Origin of the sequence: Mycobacterium pseudokansasii, from assembly GCF_900566075.1 — a bacterium.
Taxonomy (GTDB): Bacteria; Actinomycetota; Actinomycetes; order Mycobacteriales; family Mycobacteriaceae; genus Mycobacterium; species Mycobacterium pseudokansasii.
This window is the reverse complement of sequence record NZ_UPHU01000001.1, coordinates 2,875,709-2,895,493: the sequence shown is the minus strand read 5'-3', so window position 1 is coordinate 2,895,493 and position 19,785 is coordinate 2,875,709. Positions and strand designations below refer to the sequence as shown.

At 66.7% G+C, this 19,785-nt stretch carries 17 protein-coding genes and 1 pseudogene; 9 read left to right on the top strand and 9 right to left on the bottom strand.

The genetic code is table 11. The features are described from left to right. Positions 1–109 precede the first annotated feature (109 nt). From EET10_RS13235 to EET10_RS13225, 3 genes are all read left to right on the top strand, one after another. Entirely contained in the window at positions 110–787 is a 678-nt protein-coding gene (locus EET10_RS13235; protein ID WP_036407624.1) for an MBL fold metallo-hydrolase, read from the top strand. A gap of 164 nt (positions 788–951) precedes the next feature. After that, positions 952–1,860: a 2-oxo acid dehydrogenase subunit E2 gene (locus tag EET10_RS13230; RefSeq protein WP_063467974.1), complete on the top strand. Its 909-nt coding sequence runs from the start codon at positions 952–954 to the stop codon at positions 1,858–1,860. Positions 1,861–1,890: 30 nt separating this feature from the next. Next, positions 1,891–2,793, top strand: coding sequence for an SDR family NAD(P)-dependent oxidoreductase (locus tag EET10_RS13225; RefSeq protein WP_051490816.1), 903 nt, complete (start codon positions 1,891–1,893; stop codon positions 2,791–2,793). Positions 2,794–2,798: 5 nt separating this feature from the next. Here EET10_RS13225 and EET10_RS13220 read toward each other — a convergent pair whose 3' ends face one another. Continuing rightward, complete coding sequence (locus EET10_RS13220) at positions 2,799–3,239, bottom strand: universal stress protein (RefSeq protein ID WP_023373708.1); 441 nt, start codon at positions 3,237–3,239, stop codon at positions 2,799–2,801. Positions 3,240–3,449: 210 nt separating this feature from the next. Here EET10_RS13220 and EET10_RS13215 point away from each other — a divergent pair, with 210 nt between their 5' ends. Then, positions 3,450–5,132 carry a mannosyltransferase gene (locus tag EET10_RS13215; protein ID WP_174719689.1) on the top strand — a complete coding sequence of 561 codons (1,683 nt, stop codon included), beginning with the start codon at positions 3,450–3,452 and terminating at the stop codon, positions 5,130–5,132. Here the strand turns inward: EET10_RS13215 and EET10_RS13210 are convergent. After that, the gene (locus EET10_RS13210; protein ID WP_122502208.1) at positions 5,121–6,533 is read right to left on the bottom strand and encodes an MFS transporter; all 1,413 of its coding nucleotides are present in this window, start codon (positions 6,531–6,533) and stop codon (positions 5,121–5,123) included. The two genes, EET10_RS13215 and EET10_RS13210, sit on opposite strands and share 12 nt — an antisense overlap. Before the next feature lie 34 nt (positions 6,534–6,567). Further along, positions 6,568–8,748 (bottom strand): excinuclease ABC subunit UvrB, encoded by a 2,181-nt coding sequence (gene uvrB, locus EET10_RS13205; protein ID WP_036407630.1) that lies wholly within the window; start codon positions 8,746–8,748, stop codon positions 6,568–6,570. Between the two features lie 267 nt (positions 8,749–9,015). Between uvrB and EET10_RS13200 the strand changes: the two genes are divergently transcribed. The 3 genes from EET10_RS13200 to EET10_RS13190 all read left to right on the top strand — a co-directional run bounded on the left by EET10_RS13200 (position 9,016) and on the right by EET10_RS13190 (position 10,700). Further along, on the top strand, positions 9,016–9,456 hold the full coding sequence (locus EET10_RS13200) for a ribonuclease FAU-1 family protein (RefSeq protein ID WP_099188779.1): 441 nt from the start codon (positions 9,016–9,018) through the stop codon (positions 9,454–9,456). A 49-nt stretch (positions 9,457–9,505) separates the two neighbouring features. Continuing rightward, on the top strand, positions 9,506–10,072 hold the full coding sequence (locus tag EET10_RS13195) for a DNA polymerase ligase N-terminal domain-containing protein (protein WP_036407636.1): 567 nt from the start codon (positions 9,506–9,508) through the stop codon (positions 10,070–10,072). Between the two features lie 208 nt (positions 10,073–10,280). After that, the gene (locus EET10_RS13190; protein ID WP_036407658.1) at positions 10,281–10,700 is read left to right on the top strand and encodes a hypothetical protein; all 420 of its coding nucleotides are present in this window, start codon (positions 10,281–10,283) and stop codon (positions 10,698–10,700) included. Between the two features lie 27 nt (positions 10,701–10,727). Here the strand turns inward: EET10_RS13190 and coaE are convergent, their stop codons facing one another. The 3 genes from coaE to polA all read right to left on the bottom strand — a co-directional run bounded on the left by coaE (position 10,728) and on the right by polA (position 16,278). Beyond that, positions 10,728–11,951 (bottom strand): dephospho-CoA kinase, encoded by a 1,224-nt coding sequence (gene coaE, locus EET10_RS13185; protein WP_036407639.1) that lies wholly within the window; start codon positions 11,949–11,951, stop codon positions 10,728–10,730. A gap of 6 nt (positions 11,952–11,957) precedes the next feature. Continuing rightward, a complete protein-coding gene (gene rpsA, locus EET10_RS13180; protein WP_063467970.1) occupies positions 11,958–13,403 on the bottom strand; it encodes a 30S ribosomal protein S1 in 1,446 nt (481 codons plus the stop codon). Between the two features lie 211 nt (positions 13,404–13,614). Beyond that, complete coding sequence (gene polA / locus EET10_RS13175) at positions 13,615–16,278, bottom strand: DNA polymerase I (protein WP_099188777.1); 2,664 nt, start codon at positions 16,276–16,278, stop codon at positions 13,615–13,617. Positions 16,279–16,410: 132 nt separating this feature from the next. Here polA and EET10_RS13170 point away from each other — a divergent pair, with 132 nt between their 5' ends. Together EET10_RS13170 and EET10_RS13165 are read left to right on the top strand one after the other, a co-directional pair. Continuing rightward, on the top strand, positions 16,411–16,854 hold the full coding sequence (locus tag EET10_RS13170) for a Zn-ribbon domain-containing OB-fold protein (RefSeq protein ID WP_036407646.1): 444 nt from the start codon (positions 16,411–16,413) through the stop codon (positions 16,852–16,854). Next, on the top strand, positions 16,851–18,053 hold the full coding sequence (locus tag EET10_RS13165; protein ID WP_063467969.1) for a lipid-transfer protein: 1,203 nt from the start codon (positions 16,851–16,853) through the stop codon (positions 18,051–18,053). The genes EET10_RS13170 and EET10_RS13165 overlap by 4 nt, the downstream gene beginning before the upstream one ends. A 59-nt stretch (positions 18,054–18,112) precedes the next feature. Here EET10_RS13165 and EET10_RS13160 read toward each other — a convergent pair. From EET10_RS13160 to EET10_RS31965, 3 genes and pseudogenes are all read right to left on the bottom strand, one after another. Continuing rightward, positions 18,113–19,111, bottom strand: a pseudogene (locus tag EET10_RS13160) (transposase); the annotation flags it as partial. Further along, positions 19,071–19,325, bottom strand: coding sequence for a hypothetical protein (locus EET10_RS30820; protein ID WP_246013617.1), 255 nt, complete (start codon positions 19,323–19,325; stop codon positions 19,071–19,073). The pseudogene EET10_RS13160 and the gene EET10_RS30820, both read right to left, overlap by 41 nt. A gap of 71 nt (positions 19,326–19,396) precedes the next feature. Beyond that, positions 19,397–19,741: a group II intron maturase-specific domain-containing protein gene (locus tag EET10_RS31965; RefSeq protein WP_246013723.1), complete on the bottom strand. Its 345-nt coding sequence runs from the start codon at positions 19,739–19,741 to the stop codon at positions 19,397–19,399. Positions 19,742–19,785: the final 44 nt, after the last annotated feature.

Sequence of the window (19,785 nt, the reverse complement as noted above, 5' to 3'; positions counted from 1 at the left end):
AGCATTCGGGGACCAGTAAGGTGACGCCTATGACCTGCGCCGACAACGATAATGCCGGGGCAGCCGCGATAGTCGCGGGTACCACCGCTTGCTGGGGAGAGTGGCGCACATGACCACCGTCGATCACGACTACACCGGACACGTCGACCCGGGGACGGCGGCCCGACGCACGCTGCCCGGCGCCACCATCCTCAAGGCGTCGGTGGGGCCTATGGACAACAACGCCTACCTGGTGACGTGTGCTGCGACCGGCGAAACGCTACTGATCGACGCCGCCAATGACGCCGACGTCCTCATCGACCTGATCCGGCGGTATGCGCCGAAACTTTCGTTGATCGTCACCAGTCATCAGCACTTCGACCATTGGCAAGCACTGCAGGCGGTGGCCGAAGCCACCGGTGCCCCCACCGCCGCCCACCAAATCGACGCAGAACCGCTGCCGGTCAGGCCCGATCGTTTCCTGGCCAACGGCGACACCGTCCAGATCGGCGAGCTGACGTTCGATGTCATCCACTTGCGCGGGCACACACCAGGATCGGTCGCGCTGGCGCTCGAGGGAGCCGCGACCGGCGGGGTCACACAGTTGTTCACCGGCGACTGCCTGTTTCCCGGTGGGGTGGGCAAGACCTGGCAGCCCGGCGATTTCACCCAGCTGCTCACCGACGTCACCACCCGGGTGTTCGACGTGTACGCCGACTCCACCGTCATCTACCCCGGCCATGGTGACGACACCGTGCTGGGCATCGAACGCCCTCACCTTCAGGAGTGGCGCGACCGCGGCTGGTGAACGACACTTCGCGCTGACATACGGTCAGAACAAGGCCAGAAGACAGTGGCTGAAGGGGACCTTGTTCCCTCGTCGGCAACCCGCCGGCAGCGCACAATCGGCACGAAGCCCGGCGTGAAGTGAGGTAGGCGCCGGTCGTAGCGCGTAGGAATGGAGCTCCGACGATGTGGGCACCGTCATCTGTCCCGTTCTCCGTTTGGCGCAAGATCGCCATGGCTACCTGGCGCCCCAGAAAGGACCCGATCATCTGGGCGACGGCCGAAATCGATGCTTCGCGGCTGCTGGACTACATCGCCCGGGTCCGCGAGGCCACGGGCCAGCATGTCACCCCCGTGGATCTGGTGGGCCGGGCGGCGGGCAAAGTCGTCGAAGCGCTGCCCGGCCTCAATGGCCGCGTGGTGTTCGGCAGCTTCCTGCCATCCCCGACAATCGACTGCTTTTTCGTCGTGTCGCTGCGGACAGACGTGGTGACGGGAGTCGAAGCGGCCCGGACGGATCTTTCCGGTGCCGTCGTGCGTCGCATCAACGAGAAGCCGCCCTGGGTCATCGCCAAAGAACTGGCTGATCGTGCCGCACGCATCCGCCACAACGAAGATCCACAGTTCAAGCAAGCCAAGACCATGGTCAAAGGCCTTCCGCCGCTGCTGCTGCGCCCGGTGATGGATGCGATCGCGTTCGTTACCGAAAGTCTCCAGCTGCCCCTGCCCTTCCTCGGGCTCGAGGCCCGTCCCTACGGTTCGATACTCGTCAGCAACGTGGGCACCTACGGCCTGGACACGGCCGCCGCTCCCTGGCCGACGTTTTGCCACGTGCCATTCGGGATCCTGATCGGGGCCGTGACCGACAAGGTGCTCGCCGAAGACGGTCAACCGGTGGTACGCCCGGTGCTGCCGTTGACGATCGGTCTGGACCACCGGTTCATCGACGGTTACCAGGCGGCGACGATGGCCCGGGTGTTTCGCCAGTATCTCGAGGATCCCGCCGCATTCGATCCGGTCCCTGCTGCCAGACCGCCACGCAAGACGCGTCAGTCCCTCGCCCGCCGGAATGGGAAGCGACCGGTGATGGCATAAGCGTGCTCTTCGCCGAAAGCAGGAGATGTCATGGAGCTAGCGCAAAAACGGGTCCTCATCACCGGAGCTTCGCGTGGTATCGGAGAAGCCCTCGCCCACGCTTTCGTCGGCGCCGGGGCAACCGTAGCGCTCGTCGCGCGAAGCGAAGGGGCTCTCCACGCGCTGGCCGTCGAGCTTGGCGGTTCTGCCCACGTTGCCGACTTGTCGGACCCCGGTCAGGTCGCAACCCTGATCAGCCGGGTTGAAGGCGAAGTCGGGCCGATCGACGTCCTCGTCAACAATGCCGGCATCGACAACAGCACGGGTAGCTTTACCGACGCACCCGACGATGACTTGCGAAGAGTGACCGAGGTCAACTACCTCGCCCCGGCCGAACTGTGCCGGCAGGCGATCCCCCGGATGCTTCGCCGCGGCTACGGGCACATCGTCAACGTCTCCTCGATGGGGGGCTGTGTCGCCCTGCCGGGGCTGGTGACCTACTCGGCTTCCAAAGCGGCCCTTTCTCATTTCACCGCGGGCCTGAGAGCCGACCTTCGCGGCTTGCCGGTACGCACCACCCTCGTCGAACTCGGGCCGATCCCCACCGACCTGCTGGCCCACACCGAGGATTACCCGCCGACCGCTGACTCCTTCCGCCGCCTTTACCGGATGCATCTCATGGTCGACGTCCCCCGCGAGGTGGTTGCCGATCAGGTCGTGTCCGCTGTACAGAGGGGCCGCAAACACGTCCGGCTGCCCAGGCGGGCAGCCGTCTTCCCGATGCTTGCCGAGGCTCCCAGGCGTACTGCCGAAATCGTTCTCACCGGCGTACCGCATCAAACGAAGCGCTCCGGGATGCGGGTTCGCCCCCCGTCTGCGCGAGCCACCGGTGAAAATGCGCCGAACGGAAATTCGGTCACCCCAGCACCCGGCCGGCCAGTTTGGCCCGGCTAGAGAGCCTAAGTGGTGTGCACGATGAGCACGTCGACCTTGGCCCGCCGCGAGACGTTGGCCGGCACCGAACCCAGCAACCGCCCCGCGATCGTGCTCAGGCCGACGTTGCCGACCACCAGCAGGTCGGCCTTCGCTTCTTCGGCAAGGCTGACCAGCGCGTCGACCGGAGCGCCCACGATCGCGCGTTCCTCGACGTTCTTCGCGCCGGCGTTGTGCGCCCGTTCCTTGGCGTCGTGCAGGATCTCGTAGATCGGGGCGGTGCCCGTCACCTTGTAGCTTTCGTCCTTGAGGACGTCGGCGGCTCGGGCGTCCTCGTGTTGAGGCAGATACGCCGATGCGATGATCAACGTGGCATCGGCCCCGGCGATCTGTGCGGCCCGGTCCACTGCCCGCATCGACGAGTCCGAGCCGTCGGTTCCTACCACCACGGTCCGATAGGCGCCCATTTACCCTCCCAGTGTCGGTTGCTACGCCAACCCCAGACAGTATCGCTTTGCCTGATCCAGATGGGTCAGATTACCCACACCGCAGCGGCGTGGCGCAATCCGCATGTTGCCGGGGCCGGGCAGCCGTAGAACGTCAGTGGGTGACGGCAACGCAATCGACAGTCCCGGGTCGCTCTGAAAATGGCTGCGGCGCAACGTGTTTAGCTAGATATGGTGATCATTCGAGGTGGCACCGGCGGCGGTGCGCCCCGACGCCGGCCGGGTGGCGAGACGACGGCTGGTGACCGGAATCATCGCCGGCGACCTACAGTGACAGGCATCATGTCTGCACCGACCCTCGATCAGGACGCGGCGCCGCTGGCGGGCGAGGCTGCGCACTCGCATGCCCCGGGCCGGCGCCTCGACCCCTGGGCGGTCGCTTTGCTGGCTATGGTCGTGAGCGGAGCCTGGGCCGGTCGGCCGTCGCTGTGGTTCGACGAGGGTGCGACGATCTCGGCTTCGGCACGGCGCACCCTGCCGGAGTTGTGGAACCTGCTGAGTCATATCGACGCCGTGCACGGCCTGTACTACCTGCTGATGCATGGCTGGTTCGCGATCTTCCCGCCGACCGAGTTCTGGTCGCGGGTACCCAGCAGCCTGGCCATCGGAGCCGCCGCCGCCGGCGTCGTCGTGTTCGCGAAACAGTTTTCCGGCCGCAGCACCGCATTGTGTGCGGGAGCCGTCTTTGCCATCCTGCCTCGGGTGACCTGGGCGGGCATCGAGGCGCGCTCCTCTGCACTCTCGGTGACGGCTGCGGTCTGGCTGACGGTGCTGCTGGTCGCCGCGGTGCGGCGCAACAAGCCGTGGCTGTGGCTGCTGTATGCGTTGGGGCTGATGCTGTCGATCTTGATCAGCATCAACCTGGGACTGCTGGTGCCCGTGTACGCCGCGCTGCTACCGCTGCTGGCGCCCGCGACGGCGCGGAAAGGTGCCGTGATCCGGTGGACGGTCGCCTCGGTGGCCGCGGTCGGGGCCATGACGCCCTTCGTCCTGTTCGCGCACGGACAGGTGTGGCAGGTCGGGTGGATCTCCGGGCTGAACCGAAACCTCTTCCTCGATGTGGTGCATCGGCAGTACTTCGACCACAGCGTTCCGTTCGCCATCCTTTCGGGTGTGGTCGTCGCAGCCGCGGTCGTGGTGCGGTTGGCCGGCGCGCCGTGGCCCGGCGAGGGCACCCGCCCGCTGCTGCTGGCCGGCGCGGCCTGGGTCGTCATCCCCACCACCGTCGTCCTGATCTACTCGGTGGCCGTCGAACCCATCTACTACCCGCGCTACCTGATCCTGACCGCGCCCGGAGCGGCGATCATCCTGGCCATCTGCATCGTCACCGTGGCCCGCGAGCCCTGGCTCATCACCGGGGTGGTCGTGCTCTTCGCCGTCGCCGCGTTCCCGAACTACTACTTCACCCAGCGTGGACCCTACGCCAAGGAAGGCTGGGATTACAGCCAGGTCGCCGACGTCATCAGCGCCCATGCCGCGCCGGGAGACTGCCTCCTGGTGGACAACACCGTGCCCTGGCGACCGGGGCCGATCCGGGCGCTGCTGGCCACCCGCCCGGCCGCGTTCCGGTCGCTGATCGACGTCGAACGCGGCGCCTACGGACCCAAGGTCGGCACACTGTGGGACGGCCACGTGGCGGTGTGGCTGACCACCGCCAAGATCAACAAATGCCCGACGCTGTGGACGATCACCAACCGCGACAAGTCGTTGCCGGATCATCAAGCAGGACAAGCGTTGTCGCCGGGAACGGCGTTCAGGCGCACGCCGGTGTACCAGTTTCCCGGTTATCTGGGCTTCCACATCGTCGAGCGGTGGCAGTTCCACTACTCGCAGGTCGTCAAATCAACCCGGTGACCGACGTTGGCGGTGGGTCGCCCGGCAGGAGGCGATGAACCCGAGGGCGGCCAGCACGGTGAATACCGCGAACAACCAGCGAGCGGCCGCCACCTCGCCCCCCGCGGCCGCGTTGACCACGACGCCGGCCAGGCCGGCGCCGAAGGCTGCCGAGATGAGCTGCACGATGTTGATGGCCGCCGCCGCGGCGCCGCCTTCGGCCGGGTCGTCGACGCAATCCATCGCCCACGCGGACAGATGCGGCCAGGCGATCCCGATCCCGGTCCCGGTGATCAGCAACGCCAGCGCCCACAGCCCGACGATCCCGAGGGACGCATCGGCACGCTGGGTGAGGGCGCCCAGCGCCAAACCCGACGCCATCACCAACGGCGCGGCCGCCACCACATGCCCGATCACTCGGCTGTTGTTCAGCGATGCGCTGACGATCTCGCTGGCCGTCCAGCCGACGGCCAGCGACGCACCCAAGAATCCGGCCGCCACCGGTGTGAGGTTCCCTAACCGCTGACCGAACAGCGGCACATAGGTGGTCACCATCGCGGCGACCATCTGCACCGACATGGTCAGGTAGATCCACTTCAACGGACCAGGACCAAAGACGCTGTGCGGCAACACTGCCGCCTGCATCCGCCAGTCGACGACCACGAAAATTCCGATCAGCAGCACGCTGGCGACCAGCAAGCCCGCGGTCTGCACCAGGTAGCGCGGGAGTTCGGCGACGCTGACAGCCAGGGCGGCAGCTCCCATCAACAACAACGACCACACCGGCACCCTGTGCGCGGGTGTCACCGGTTGCTCACCGCTGGCACCGGCCCGGGTGCGCAGCACGCCCAGCACCAGCACGGCCATCAGCCCGGACATCGCCGCCGTCGCAGCGAACGCCCACCGCCACAGCCCGAACTGTGCGAAAAGTCCGCCCGTGGCCGGCCCGACCAGCGTCGCCACCCCCCACATCGCAGACACCAGCGCCGATCCGCGGGTCCACAACCGATGCGGCAGCGCGGAGTTGATCAGCGCGTAGCCAAGTCCGGCCAGCAGCCCACCGGCCACCCCCTGCAGGGTGCGTCCGGCCACCAGGGTCTCCATATTCGGCGCGGCCCCGCACACCAGGCTCGCGACGCCGAAAACGGTCAACCCCATCAGGTACGAGGTGCGGGCACCGACCCGCAACAGCATGGGGTTGACGGCGGTCGCCGCCACCACCGAACCGACGAGATACAGGGTTGTCACCCAGGCGTACAGCCGGCTGCCGCCGATTTCGGCGATGATGCTCGGCAGGAGGCTGACGGTCAGGAACTCGTTGGTGGCATACAGCGCGACACCGCCGGCCAGCATGATGGCCGTACCCAAGTGCGTGCTCAGCAGTTCACGCCAGCTGCCGGTCTCCCTCGCCGTCTCGGTCACAGCTACACCGTAGGCACCGCGTGGTCACCGCGAGTCACTTGAGCCCGGCAGCGTCCATTCCGCGCAATTCCTTTTTCAGGTCGGCAATTTCGTCGCGGAACCGGGCGGCCAGCTCGAACTGCAGGTCGCGCGCGGCGGCCATCATCTGCTCAGTGAGGTCCTTGATCAGGTCGGCCAGCTCAGCGCGGGGCATGTTCGATGTGTCGCGGCCCTCGAAGACGCCCGCGCTGACCGCCCGGCCCGGGGCACCCTGGGCACGTCGCCCGCGGGACGCGTTGCGGCCCGACCCACCGACCGGGATCGACTCCGAGGCTTCGATATCAGCGGCCTCGCGGTAGACCTGGTCGAGGATGTCGGCGATCTTCTTGCGCAGCGGCTGCGGGTCGATCCCATTGGCCTCGTTGTAGGCGATCTGCTTTGCCCGGCGCCGCTCGGTCTCGTCGATGGCCTCCTTCATCGAGTCGGTGATCTTGTCGGCGTACATGTGCACCTCGCCGGAGACATTGCGCGCGGCGCGGCCGATCGTCTGGATCAGGCTGCGCGACGACCGCAAGAAGCCCTCCTTGTCGGCGTCGAGGATCGACACCAGCGAGACCTCGGGCAGGTCCAGGCCCTCGCGCAGCAGATTGATGCCGACCAGCACGTCGTAGTCGCCCAGGCGCAGCTGACGTAACAGTTCCACCCGCCGCAACGTGTCGACCTCGGAATGCAGATAGCGCACCCGGATACCCATCTCCAGCAGGTAGTCGGTGAGGTCTTCGGCCATCTTCTTGGTCAGTGTGGTCACCAGCACCCGCTGGTCGGCATCGGCGCGTTTGCGGATCTCCCCGATGAGATCGTCGATCTGCCCCTTGGTCGGTTTCACCACCACCTTCGGGTCCACCAGGCCGGTCGGGCGGATCACCTGCTCGACGAACTCGCCGCCGGACTGGCTGAGCTCGTACGGTCCCGGCGTGGCCGACAGATAGACCGTCTGCCCGATTCGGGTGGCGAACTCCTCCCAGGTCAGCGGGCGGTTGTCGCACGCCGACGGCAGCCGGAACCCGTATTCGACCAGGTTGCGCTTGCGCGAGATATCGCCCTCGTACATGCCGCCGATCTGCGGCACGGTGACGTGCGACTCGTCGATGACGAGCAGAAAATCCTCCGGGAAGTAGTCCAGCAATGTCGCCGGCGGCGAGCCCGGCCCCCGGGCGTCGATATGCCGCGAATAGTTCTCGATGCCCGAGCAGAACCCGACCTGCCGCATCATCTCGATGTCGTAGTTGGTGCGCATCCGTAGCCGCTGGGCTTCCAGCAACTTGCCCTGCCCCTCCAATTCGGCGAGCCGCTCGGCCAGCTCCTCCTCGATGGTGGAGATCGCATGCGCCATCCGCTCGGGCCCGGCCACGTAGTGAGTGGCCGGGAAGATCCGCAGCGAGTCGACCTGGCGGATCACCTCGCCGGTCAGCGGGTGCAGGTAATACAGCGCCTCGATTTCGTCGCCGAAGAACTCGATACGAACCGCCAGCTCCTCGTAGGAGGGGATGATCTCCACGGTGTCGCCGCGCACCCGGAAGGAACCGCGGGTGAAGGACAGGTCGTTGCGGGTGTACTGCACGTCGACCAGCAGCCGCAGCAGCCCGTCCCGCGGCACCTCGGTGCCGACCCGCAACTCGACCGAGCGGTCCAGGTAGGACTGCGGGGTGCCCAGGCCGTAGATGCAGGACACCGAGGCCACCACCACCACGTCGCGCCGCGATAGCAGCGCCGACGTGGCGGAGTGGCGCAACCGCTCCACGTCGTCGTTGATCGAGCTGTCCTTTTCGATGTAGGTGTCGGTCTGGGCGATGTACGCCTCCGGCTGGTAGTAGTCGTAGTACGACACGAAGTACTCAACCGCGTTGTGCGGCAACATCTCTCGCAGCTCGTTCGCCATCTGGGCGGCCAGCGTCTTGTTGGGTTCCATGACCAGGGTGGGGCGCTGCAGGCGCTCGATGAGCCACGCGGTGGTGGCCGACTTTCCGGTGCCGGTGGCGCCGAGGAGCACCACGTCACGCTCCCCCGCGTTGATCCGGCGCTCCAGCTCGTCGATGGCGGCCGGCTGGTCACCGGCGGGCGCGTGCGGGCTGACCACCTCGAAGCGCGCGCCGGAGCGCACCAACCCCTCCACGTCCTCTGCGGCTGGGCGGTATTCGGAATGGGCGACTACTGGGTGTTCGGTGGCAAAAGCCATGTCATCAGGGTAGAACGAGGCACCGACACGTCTTAGCCCTGACGGAACCACATGCGGCGATCGGGTCGCATTCGAGCAGGTAGGCCTCGTTGGAGGCGGAGATGGCGAACACCGGGAATGTCCGGTCCGTCGCTGTGCCGGGTTCGTGCGGTGGAAGATCCGGCTGAGCCGCTGACGAGACGCTAACGGTAAGGTGACGCCATCCACCCACCCAAGCACGAGACGTTCGACATCGTGGCCCGCACCAACACCGATCCCAAAGGCATTGTGCGGGCCGTCGATGAGTACGCCGTGCATCCATGGGGGCTCTATCTGGCACGGCCCACCCCGGGCCGTGCCCAGTTCCACTACCTCGAGTCCTGGCTGCTGCCATCATTCGGGTTGCGCGCCAACGTCTTTCACTTCAATCCTGGGCATGAGCGCGACTACGACCACTACCTCGACGTGGGTGAATACACGCCCGGCCCCGCGGTGTGGCGTTCCGAAGATCACTACCTCGACATCGAGGTCCGCACCGGACACGGGGCCAGACTGGCCGACGTCGATGAGCTGCTGGATGCGGTCCGTCACGGACTGTTGCCAGCCGAGGTCGCTGAGCAGGCACTGCAGCGGGCGGTGACCGCCGTCGACGGCCTGGCCCGCCATGACTACGACCTGGTGCGCTGGTTGGCCAGCAACGGCATGGCGCTTACCTGGCGCTCCGGTTGATCGCCGGCCGCCGCGGGTCATTTGCGGCCACAACGGGTACCTGTCTCTTATGCAATTGATCGAGAACCGGCGCCGACGGCGGGCCGACCGTACCGGGGGGCCGCGCGCCGAAGCGCCAGGACGACACCGCCCGAAGAAATTGACGGCCGAGGAGGGGCCGCGTTTCGTCATCCGGCACCACGTGGCCGACGGCGACCACTATGACGACCACTACGACCTGTGCCTCGAGATCGACGGTGTGCTCGCATCGTGGGCGATGCCCAAGAGTCCGTCGGCAAGTCCGAAGGACAAGCGGATGGCCCGTCGCATCGACGACCACCCGGTGCAGTACGCGACCTTCGAGGGCACCGGCGGGGTCATCGTCTGGGACTATGGCACGTACGCCAACATGACCGGCCACGAAATGATCAAAGGCCTTGAGTGTGGCCACCTTTCGTTCCGATTGCGCGGTCGGACGGTGCGCGGCGGCTACGCGCTGACCCGAATCCGCGAAGGTGACGACGAAACCTGGCTCATGACCAAACGCGACGACGACCCTCGGCCCCAAGAGGCCGACGCCCACCGCGAACCACCCGAAGCGGCCCTAGCCCGCGGCTTACTCGACGACCGGTCGTGACGGATTTCGCCCGCCCGCCGGGCTCGGTAAGCGTTGTGCTGCCCGCGACATTCCCCAACGGCTCGCGGGACAGCCGGATCCGTGAGCGGGCAGGTCAGGGCACGTTCGCGTGCTGGCCCAACCCCGGCAACCACGCCGGCAGCCGGCGCCGCGCTGGGCCGATTTCTCGGCCGCGGCGATCGTGGCCACCGCGCGTAACGTCATCGCTATGAGCTCCACCACGCAGAAATGGTCTTCGATCGCCGCGATGACGGCCGTCGCGGTCGGCTCACAAGTAGACCCGGCAACCGCGCTGGCCGACCTGCACAACGTCACCTACATTGCCAGGATCGACGGTGTCGCGCCCGGTAGCCAGGCCACCTTCGTGCTCAACGGCGGCCAGACAGCCACCGCCCCGCTGAGCCCGATGCCCGGCAACGTGTTCGAGGCCAACGAGGTACTGGCCGATCCGCAACGGGCGGGGATGCAGGTGGTCCTGCACTGGCCCTACTCCGCGAATGTGCACTGCGAGATCGACGTCGACGACAACATCGCCACCCAAGTCGACCAGTTCGTCAGGCCCAAGCAGGGCAACAGTGATCCCATGAGCGGCGTACTGCAGTGCGGCGCCCCGCTGCCCAGCGCCTGACCGGCCGCCCCCGGAGCGCGCCCGGCCTTAGGGCCGCCAGCCGACGGAGTCGGCCCAATCCCACGCCCGCCGGTAGGCGTCGAGAAACCACGGCTCTTTGGCTGCCGCGTAGTGTGCGATGTCGCCGGCACCTGATGCCGCGCTCTGCTCCGCGGCCCGCTTGACCGACAGATAGTCGGCCCGCACACCGGGGTTGGCCCGCAGCCAGGCCACGAACAGCAGCGCGAACTGCTGATTGGGCCAACCGTCCACCCGGATATGCACATTAGTCGGCCGCCCGGGATCGGCTGAGGCGTGAAAACGCTTGTGCCACATCGTATTATCGGCACTGTGATCGTAGCGGTCGACGGTGCTCCGGGCGTCGGCTTTGGCGACGTCCTGGGTGACGTGCTCCAGGCGCGGATAACCGGCGGATAGCAGCGATTCGGCGAGTTCGTCTGCCACCGCCAGTGATTCGACGGTGATCTGTATGTCGATGACGTCCTTGGCGTCATAGCCCGGCACCGCCGTCGAACCGATGTGGTCCACTCGCAGCGCCCGGTGGCCGGCTGCTGTCTTGAGCCGGTTGACGACGCGGCGGGCCTGGTCCGGCCAACTCGGATCGGCCGGTACCAGCCGTGTCGCTGCGCGGGCACACCGACGTTCGCCGAGGTTGTGGGCGAACGGCAGTATCCGGTTGTACCAGACGTCGCGGGCCCGCTCGATCAAAGCGTCCACGCTGCCCGAGTTGTCCAGCCAGATATCGGCGACTTCACGGCGCTGCTCATCGGTAGCCTGCGCGGCGATCCGGGCGCGGGCGTCCGCTTCGGGCATGCCGCGGTGCTCGATCAGCCGCCGCACCCGTTGTTCGGCGTCGGCGTGCACGATCACCACCAGCGGGAACAGCGGCGCCATCCCCGATTCGACCAGCAGCGGAATGTCCTCAACGACAACCGCATCCTGCGCTACCGCCGCAAGGATCTCGGCACGGCGGCGGGCCACCAGCGGGTGCACGATCCCGTTGAGTTTCGTCCGCGACTCGTCATCGCGAAAAGCCTTGGCGGCCAGCGCAGGTCGATCCAGCGCCCCGCTGGGCAGCAGGATGTCGTCGCCGAAAGCGTCGACCAGTGCCGCAAGCCCCTCGGTGCCCGGCTCGACTACCTCGCGGGCCAGAACATCCCCGTCGACGATGATTCCACCGCACTGCGCGAACGTGGTGGACAGCACCGACTTGCCGGAGCCGATGCCGCCGGTCAGTCCGATGCGCAGCATCGGCGACTAAGCGTTGCCGGCGAGTTTTTCCCGCAGTGCCGCCAGCTGGGCGTCGCTGGCCAGTGACCCGCCCGCGGCCTTCTCCGTCGACACCGGGCTGCCCGTGGACTGCTCGCCACCGCCGTGTCCGGCCGCCTCGGCCGCGGCGAACTTCTCCATCTGCGCGGTGTGCATCTTGTGCCGCCGCTCGGCTTCGGCGTAACGGGCTTCCCATTCGGTGCGCTGCGCGTCGAATCCTTCCATCCACTCGTTGGTGTCGGGATCGAAGCCCTCGGGGAAGATGTAGTTGCCCTGCTCGTCGTAGCTGTCTGCCATGCCGTACTTCGCCGGGTCGAACTCCTCGGTGTAGTCCTCGTTGGCCTGCTTGAGCGACAAGGAAATCCGGCGGCGTTCCAGGTCGATGTCGATGACCTTGACCATCGCGTCGTCGCCGACGGCAACCACCTGGTCGGGCACCTCGACGTGGCGCTCGGCCAGTTCGGAAATGTGCACCAGGCCTTCGATGCCCTCCTCGACGCGGACGAACGCACCGAACGGCACCAGCTTGGTGACCTTGCCCGGCACGATCTGCCCGATCGCGTGGGTGCGCGCGAAGTGGCGCCACGGGTCTTCCTGAGTTGCCTTCAGCGACAACGAAACCCGCTCGCGGTCCATATCCACGTCGAGCACCTCGACGGTGACCTCGTCGCCCACCTGAACCACCTCGGACGGATGGTCGATGTGCTTCCAGGAGAGCTCGGAGACGTGCACCAGACCGTCCACACCGCCGAGGTCGACGAAGGCGCCGAAGTTGACGATGGAGGACACCACGCCCTTGCGGATGGTTCCCTTCTGCAGCTGGTTCAAGAATTCGCTGCGCACCTCGGACTGCGTCTGCTCCAGCCAGGCCCGCCGGGACAGGACCACGTTGTTGCGGTTCTTGTCCAGCTCGATGATCTTGGCTTCGATCTCCTTGCCGATGTACGGCTGTAGGTCGCGAACCCGGCGCATCTCGACCAGCGAGGCGGGCAGGAAGCCGCGCAGCCCGATGTCGAGGATCAGGCCGCCCTTGACCACCTCGATGACGGTGCCCTTGACGGCCTCGTCCTTGTCCTTGAGCGCCTCGATGGTGCCCCAGGCGCGCTCGTACTGTGCGCGCTTCTTCGACAGGATCAGCCGGCCCTCTTTGTCCTCCTTGGTGAGCACCAGGGCTTCTACCTTGTCGCCGACGGAAACGACCTCATTGGGGTCGACGTCGTGCTTGATGGAGAGTTCGCGGGCGGGGATGACCCCTTCAGTCTTGTAGCCGATGTCGAGGAGCACCTCGTCCCGGTCCACTTTGACGATGGTGCCTTCGACGATGTCGCCATCGTTGAAGTACTTGATCGTTTTGTCTATTGCTGCGAGAAAGTCCTCGGAGGAGCCAATGTCGTTGACGGCTACTTGCGGCGAGGTGACGGCGGGACTCGGCATATTGTTGGGTTGCTCCGGACAGGGTCGGTCGTAGGTACTGGGACGTTGAATTGTTGATATGACCCGCCATCGAGCACCGACGGGCATCTGTCGAGGCTACTCGACTGTGTACATGCTGGACAAACCGCATCATCCGTCGCGAATGTAACGCCACGGCGAATTTCAGCGAGTTTTTCCCGCCGCCACGGTACACGCGCCGCCCGATCGCCTGTCAGTGAGCCGCCGCGTCCCAGCTGCGGCCGAAGCCCACCGACACTTCCAGCGGAACGTCCAACGGATACGCGCCGCCCATCTTGTCGCGCACCAGTGCTTCGATCCGCTCGTGTTCGCCCGGCGCGATCTCGAACAGCAATTCGTCGTGGACCTGCAGCAGCATGCGCGACGCCAGCCCGGCCTCGGTGAGCGCCTTGTCGACCTCGATCATCGCCACCTTGATGATGTCGGCCGCACTGCCCTGGATCGGCGCGTTGAGCGCCGCCCGCTCGGCGGCCTCACGCACCTGCCGATTGCTGCTGTCCAGCTCGGGAAGATAGCGCCGGCGCCCCAACACGGTTGAGGTGTACCCGTCCTTGCGGGCCTGCTCGACCACGGCCATCAGGTAGTCGCGCACCCCGCCGAAGCGCGCGAAGTATTGGTCCATCTGAACCTTGGCCTCTTCGGTGGAGATCTTCAGCTGCGTGGACAGCCCATAGGCACTCAACCCGTAGGCCAGCCCGTACGACATCGCCTTGACCCGGCGGCGCAACTCGCCGGTCACCTCGTCGATGGGCACACCGAAGGCGCGGGACGCGACGAACGAGTGCAGGTCCTCGCCGGTATTGAAGGCTTCGATGAGGCCTTCGTCGCCCGACAGGTGCGCCATGATCCGCATCTCGATCTGGCTGTAATCGGCGGTCATCAGCTCGCTGTAACCGGCGCCGACGACGAACGCGTCGCGGATCTGCCGACCGGCGTCGGTGCGGATCGGAATGTTCTGCAAGTTGGGCTCGGTCGAGGACAACCGGCCCGTGGCCGCGATGGTCTGGTTGAACGTGGTATGAATCCGGCCGTCGGCGGCCACCGAGTTCAACAACCCGTCGACGGTGACCTTGAGCCGGGTGACGTCGCGGTGTGCCAGCAGGTGCTGCAGGAACGGGTGCCCGGTCTTGTCAAAAAGACCCTGAACAGCGTCGGCGTCGGTGGTGTAGCCCGTCTTGGTCCGCTTGGTCTTCGGCATCCCGAGTTCGTCGAACAGCACTATCTGCAGCTGCTTGGGCGAGCCGAGGTTGATCTGCTTGCCGATGACGGCGTATGCGGCCTCGGCGGCGTCGCGGATCTGGTCGGCGAACTGGCTTTGCAGTTCGGCCAGCATCGGAATGTCGACGGCGATGCCGGCGCGCTCCATGTCCGCCAGCACCCGCTGCACCGGCAGTTCCATCTCGGCCAGCAAGGCCGTGGAGTCGATACGGGCCAGCTCGGCGTCCAGCGCTTCGGCCAGGTCCGCCACGGCCCGAGCCCGCAGAATAGCCGTCTGGACCGCCTGGTCGTCCACTCCTTCGATGTCGTCGAGCAGTGAAAGCTGTTGTTGCTCAGGCATTTCCGCGCGCAGCTCGCGGCGCAGGTAGCGCAGCGAGAGATCGTCGAGGGTGAAGCTGCGCTGCCCCGGCCGCACCAGGTAGGCCGCCAGTGCGGTGTCGGAGGTGACGCCGTTCAGGGTCCAGCCGCGGCCACCGAGGTCATGGATGGCGAGCTTGGCCTCGTGCAGTGCCTTGGGTTTGGCCGGGTCGGCCAGCCAGGACGCCAGCGCGGCGTCGTCCTCGGGTGTCACCGTGGCGGTATCGATGTAGCCGCCGTCGCCGTCGGCGGCCGCGATTGCCAGCGCGGTGGCGTCACCGCCGTGCGGCAGATGGGTGCCCACGACCGTCAGGCCGCAGCGGCGCCCGTCGCCGGCGTGCTCGGCCAGCCACTGCGCCACCGTGCCGGGCTGCAGCGCCCCGCCGCGCACGTCGAACCCCTCCTCGACCTCGGGCTCGACCGCGGCCAGCGTGTCGAATAACCGGTCTCGCAACACCCGGAACTCCAGGTCGTCGAAGAGCCGGTGGATGTGGTCGCGGTCCCAGGGCTGCAGCCGTAACGTGCCCGGGGTTTGGGCCAGCGGCACATCACGCACCAGGTCGGTGAGTTCGCGGTTGCGCACCACGCTGGCCAGGTTGGCGCGCAGTGCATCGCCAACTTTGCCGCGAACCGAGTCGACATGGTCGACCAGCTCCTGCAACGAGCCATATTCGGCGATCCACTTGGTGGCGGTCTTCTCGCCCACCCCGGGAATGCCGGGCAGGTTGTCGCTGGGGTCGCCGCGCAGCGCGGCGAAGTCCGGGTATTGCGCTGGCGTGAGCCCGTACTTCTCGACGACGGCCTCGGGGGTGAAGCGAGTCAGTTCGCTGACCCCTTTGCGCGGGTAGAGCACCGTCACGTCGTCGCTGACCAGCTGCAGGGAGTCGCGGTCGCCGGTGACGACCAGCACCCGATATCCCTCCTTCTCGGCCTGGGTAGCCAGCGTCGCGATGATGTCGTCGGCCTCGAATCCCGGTTCGGCGAGCACCGTGATGCCCAGCGCGCCCAGAACCTCCTTAGTGATGTCGATCTGGCCATGGAATTCGTCGGGCGTCGATGACCGGTTGGCCTTGTACTCCGGGTAACGCTGGGAGCGGAAGGTCTGCCGGGACACGTCGAAGGCCGCGGCGATGTGCGTCGGAGCCTCGTCGCGCAGCAGGTTGATCAGCATCGCGGTGAAGCCGTAGACCGCGTTGGTGGTCAACCCGCCGCGCGTCTTGAAGTTCTCCGCCGGAAGGGCATAAAACGCCCGAAACGCCAGCGAGTTGCCATCCAGCAACATCAACGTCGGCTTGGCCTGATCCTCACTGGCGGTGCTCACGGATCACACTCTATGCACCTGGTCCGACGCGGATGCGGCGCCGGAACTGCAACACGTTTCAGTTTTGTGCGTCTCACTCGGTAGGCTGGGCCGGTGCCTGAGGTCACCAGCCAAGCACCGGCCATTGACGGGTGGTTCGCCACCGACGACGCCGGCAACCCGCATCTGACCGGCAGCAAGTGCCCACAGTGCGGCACCTATGTCTTCCCGCCGCGCGAGAACAACTGCCCCAATCCGGGCTGCACCGGTGATTCGCTGGAATCGGTCGCACTGTCGAGGCGCGGAAAGCTCTGGAGCTACACCGAGAACCGTTACGCGCCACCGCCGCCCTACCGGTCGCCGGATCCCTTTGAGCCGTTCGCCGTCGCCGCGGTGGAGCTGGCCGACGAGGGGCTGATCGTGCTGGGCAAGGTGGTCGAGGGCACGCTGGCGGCCGACCTGACAGTGGGCATGGAGATGGAGCTGACCACCATGCCGCTGTTCACCGACGACGACGGTGTGCAACGCATCGTCTACGCGTGGAGGATCGCCTCATGAGTACGCCTGAACCCGTGTACATCCTCGGCGCAGGCATGCACCCGTGGGGCAAGTGGGGTCGCGACTTCACGGAATACGGCGTGGTTGCCGCGCGCGCCGCACTGGCCGAGTCGGGCCTGGACTGGCGCCAGATCCAGCTGGTGGCCGGCGCCGACACCATTCGCAACGGTTACCCGGGTTTTGTCGCCGGCGCCACCTTCGCGCAGAAACTCGGCTGGAACGGCGTGCCGGTCAGCTCCAGCTACGCCGCCTGCGCCAGCGGATCCCAAGCGCTGCAGAGCGCACGCGCCCAAATTCTGGCCGGTTTCTGCGATGTGGCGCTGGTGATCGGCGCCGACACCACGCCGAAGGGTTTTTTCGCCCCGGTGGGCGGCGAGCGCAGGAACGATCCCGACTGGCAGCGCTTCCATCTGATCGGCGCGACGAACACGGTGTATTTCGCGCTGCTGGCGCGGCGCCGGATGGACCTGTACGGCGCCAGTCTCGAAGACTTCGCTCAAGTGAAGGTCAAGAACTCCGGGCACGGGCTGAACAACCCGAATGCCCGCTACCGCAAGGAGAACTCGATCGACGACGTGCTGGCTAGCCCGGTGGTCTCGGATCCGCTTCGGCTGCTTGACATTTGCGCAACCTCTGACGGTGCGGCCGCCCTGGTCGTGGCGAGCAAATCGTTCGCCGAGAAGCATCTTGGCTCGCTAGGGGGTGTACCGTCGGTACGTGCGGTCAGCACCGTGACCCCGCGCTACCCGCAGCATCTGCCCGAATTGCCGGATATCGCAACGGATTCCACCGCGGCAGTGCCGGCGCCGGACCGGGTGTTCAAAGACCAGATCCTGGACGCCGCCTATGCCGAGGCCGGCATCGGGCCCGAGGACCTGAGCCTGGCGGAGGTCTACGATCTGTCCACCGCGCTGGAACTCGACTGGTACGAGCACCTGGGGTTGTGCGCCAAGGGTGAGGCCGAGGCGCTGCTGCGCAGCGGCGCGACCACCATCGGCGGCAGGGTCCCGGTCAACCCGTCGGGCGGGCTGGCGTGCTTCGGCGAAGCGATCCCCGCGCAGGCGATCGCCCAGGTGTGTGAGCTGACTTGGCAGCTGCGCGGTCAGGCCACCGGCCGGCAGGTGGAGAACGCGAAGGTCGGCATCACCGCGAACCAGGGCCTGTTCGGCCACGGCTCGTCGGTGATCGTGGCGCGGTAATCGCTGGCGAGCAGACGCAGAATCGCACTCCGCTGCGCGGATCGGTGCGATTCTGCGTCTCACTTACTCGAAAATGCGGTGACCCGAAGCGGGTGAGTGGCGGGCCCCCGGTGTTGGGCGGCGTGGGTGAGGGGTTCGAGAGTGACTGTGTAGCCAAGGGCCTGCAGTTGTTTGATGGCTTTTGCTTTGGTTTGCCCAGGGTGGTGTCGGGTGGAGTAGTCGGCGCCGGGGTCGTGGTAGAAGGCGCCGTTGACCACCATGTTCCAGGCGTCAATGAGCATGCTGTGTTCGACAGCGACCACGGCGATCAGGGCGGGCACCGACGGGCTGCGAGCTTTGCGGCGGTGGGATGTGGCGGGCCGGTGGGTGCCGGCGATGCGGCGGTAGCGGGCGTTGTAGTAGGTGTCTTTGGAACGCGCTGCCGACAGCGCGGCCACCCCGAGAGCGGCTTTGAGGTGGCGGTTGCCGGGGCGGGTGGTGGCCGATTTGACCCGGCCCGCCGATTCGTTGCAGCCGGGCACCACCGCGGCCCACGACGCCAAATGGGCAGCGGTGGGAAACACGCTCATGTCCGCGCCGGTCTCGGCGATAAACACATCGGCGACGATGTGGGAAAAGCCTGGGATACTCATCAGCAATTCCCGGGCGGGTTGAAAGGGTTTGATCGCCTCCTCGATGCGCTCCTCAAGGCGGGCGATGTCGGCGCCGTGGGCGTCGATGCGATCCAAATACAGCCGAGCCATAAACGCGTGATGGTCGCTAAACGGCCCGCGCAACGCCTCGGTCGATGCGGGGATCTTCTCACTCGAAAATGCGAGCCGCTGTTTGGCCAGATCGGCGAGCACCACCGGATCACGCTGCCCGCCGATCAACGCCTCCAGCATCGCCCGCCCCGAGACCCCGACGATGTTGGAGGCCACCGCCGACAGTTTGATCCCGGCATCTTCGAGCGGCTTTTCCAGCCGCTGGATTTCTTTGGTGCGCGCTCGGGTGATGGAGGTGCGCGCCCGGGTCAGATCACGCAACACCCGAATCGGCTCCGGCGGCACGGTACACGCCGATGCGGTCTGGGTGACGGCCTCGGCAGTGTGTGTGAATGAGACGGAACGCGGTATAACCCAATGACTCTGGCCCCGAATCGACGATGATCGCCTGGTGGCGGATCGCCTTGGCGGTGGCAGTGATCCACTGCTCCCACTCGTCGGGGTGTTGCGGCTCGACCTCAGCGTGCAGCAGTAGCTGGCCGCAAAGCGGGCAGCGTCCGCGCTGCATGCGGATCAGTCTCGACCGGGCCCGGCCCAGCGGGGGTCTCCCGCGGCGGCGCCGGGTCGCCCAGTAGTCGGTCAAGGCAGGGTCGTCCGGGGACGCCCAGCCCTTGACCAGGGTGTGCCGGGTGATCGCCGTCCAGGCGAACTTGACCAGGTAGGCGCCGTGTCGCGGTCACCGAATACCCAGCGGTCGCGCCGGGACGGGTGGAACGCGCCGAAGTAACGGGACACGATCCAGCGCCGTCCCTTGTGCGGATGGGTGAATCTGGCCCACTTGTCGGTGAGCTTCCACACGTGATTGTCCAGCGCATTGAACACCCGGGCCGACACGCAGTGCCGGTAGTAGGCCGACCACCCCCGAATGATCGGGTTGAGCCGGATGAGCACCATCTGGGCGTTGTGGCCCCGCAGTGCTCGCATCTCGGTGGTCAGCCGTGCCCGGATCCGTTTCACGGCCGCCTTGC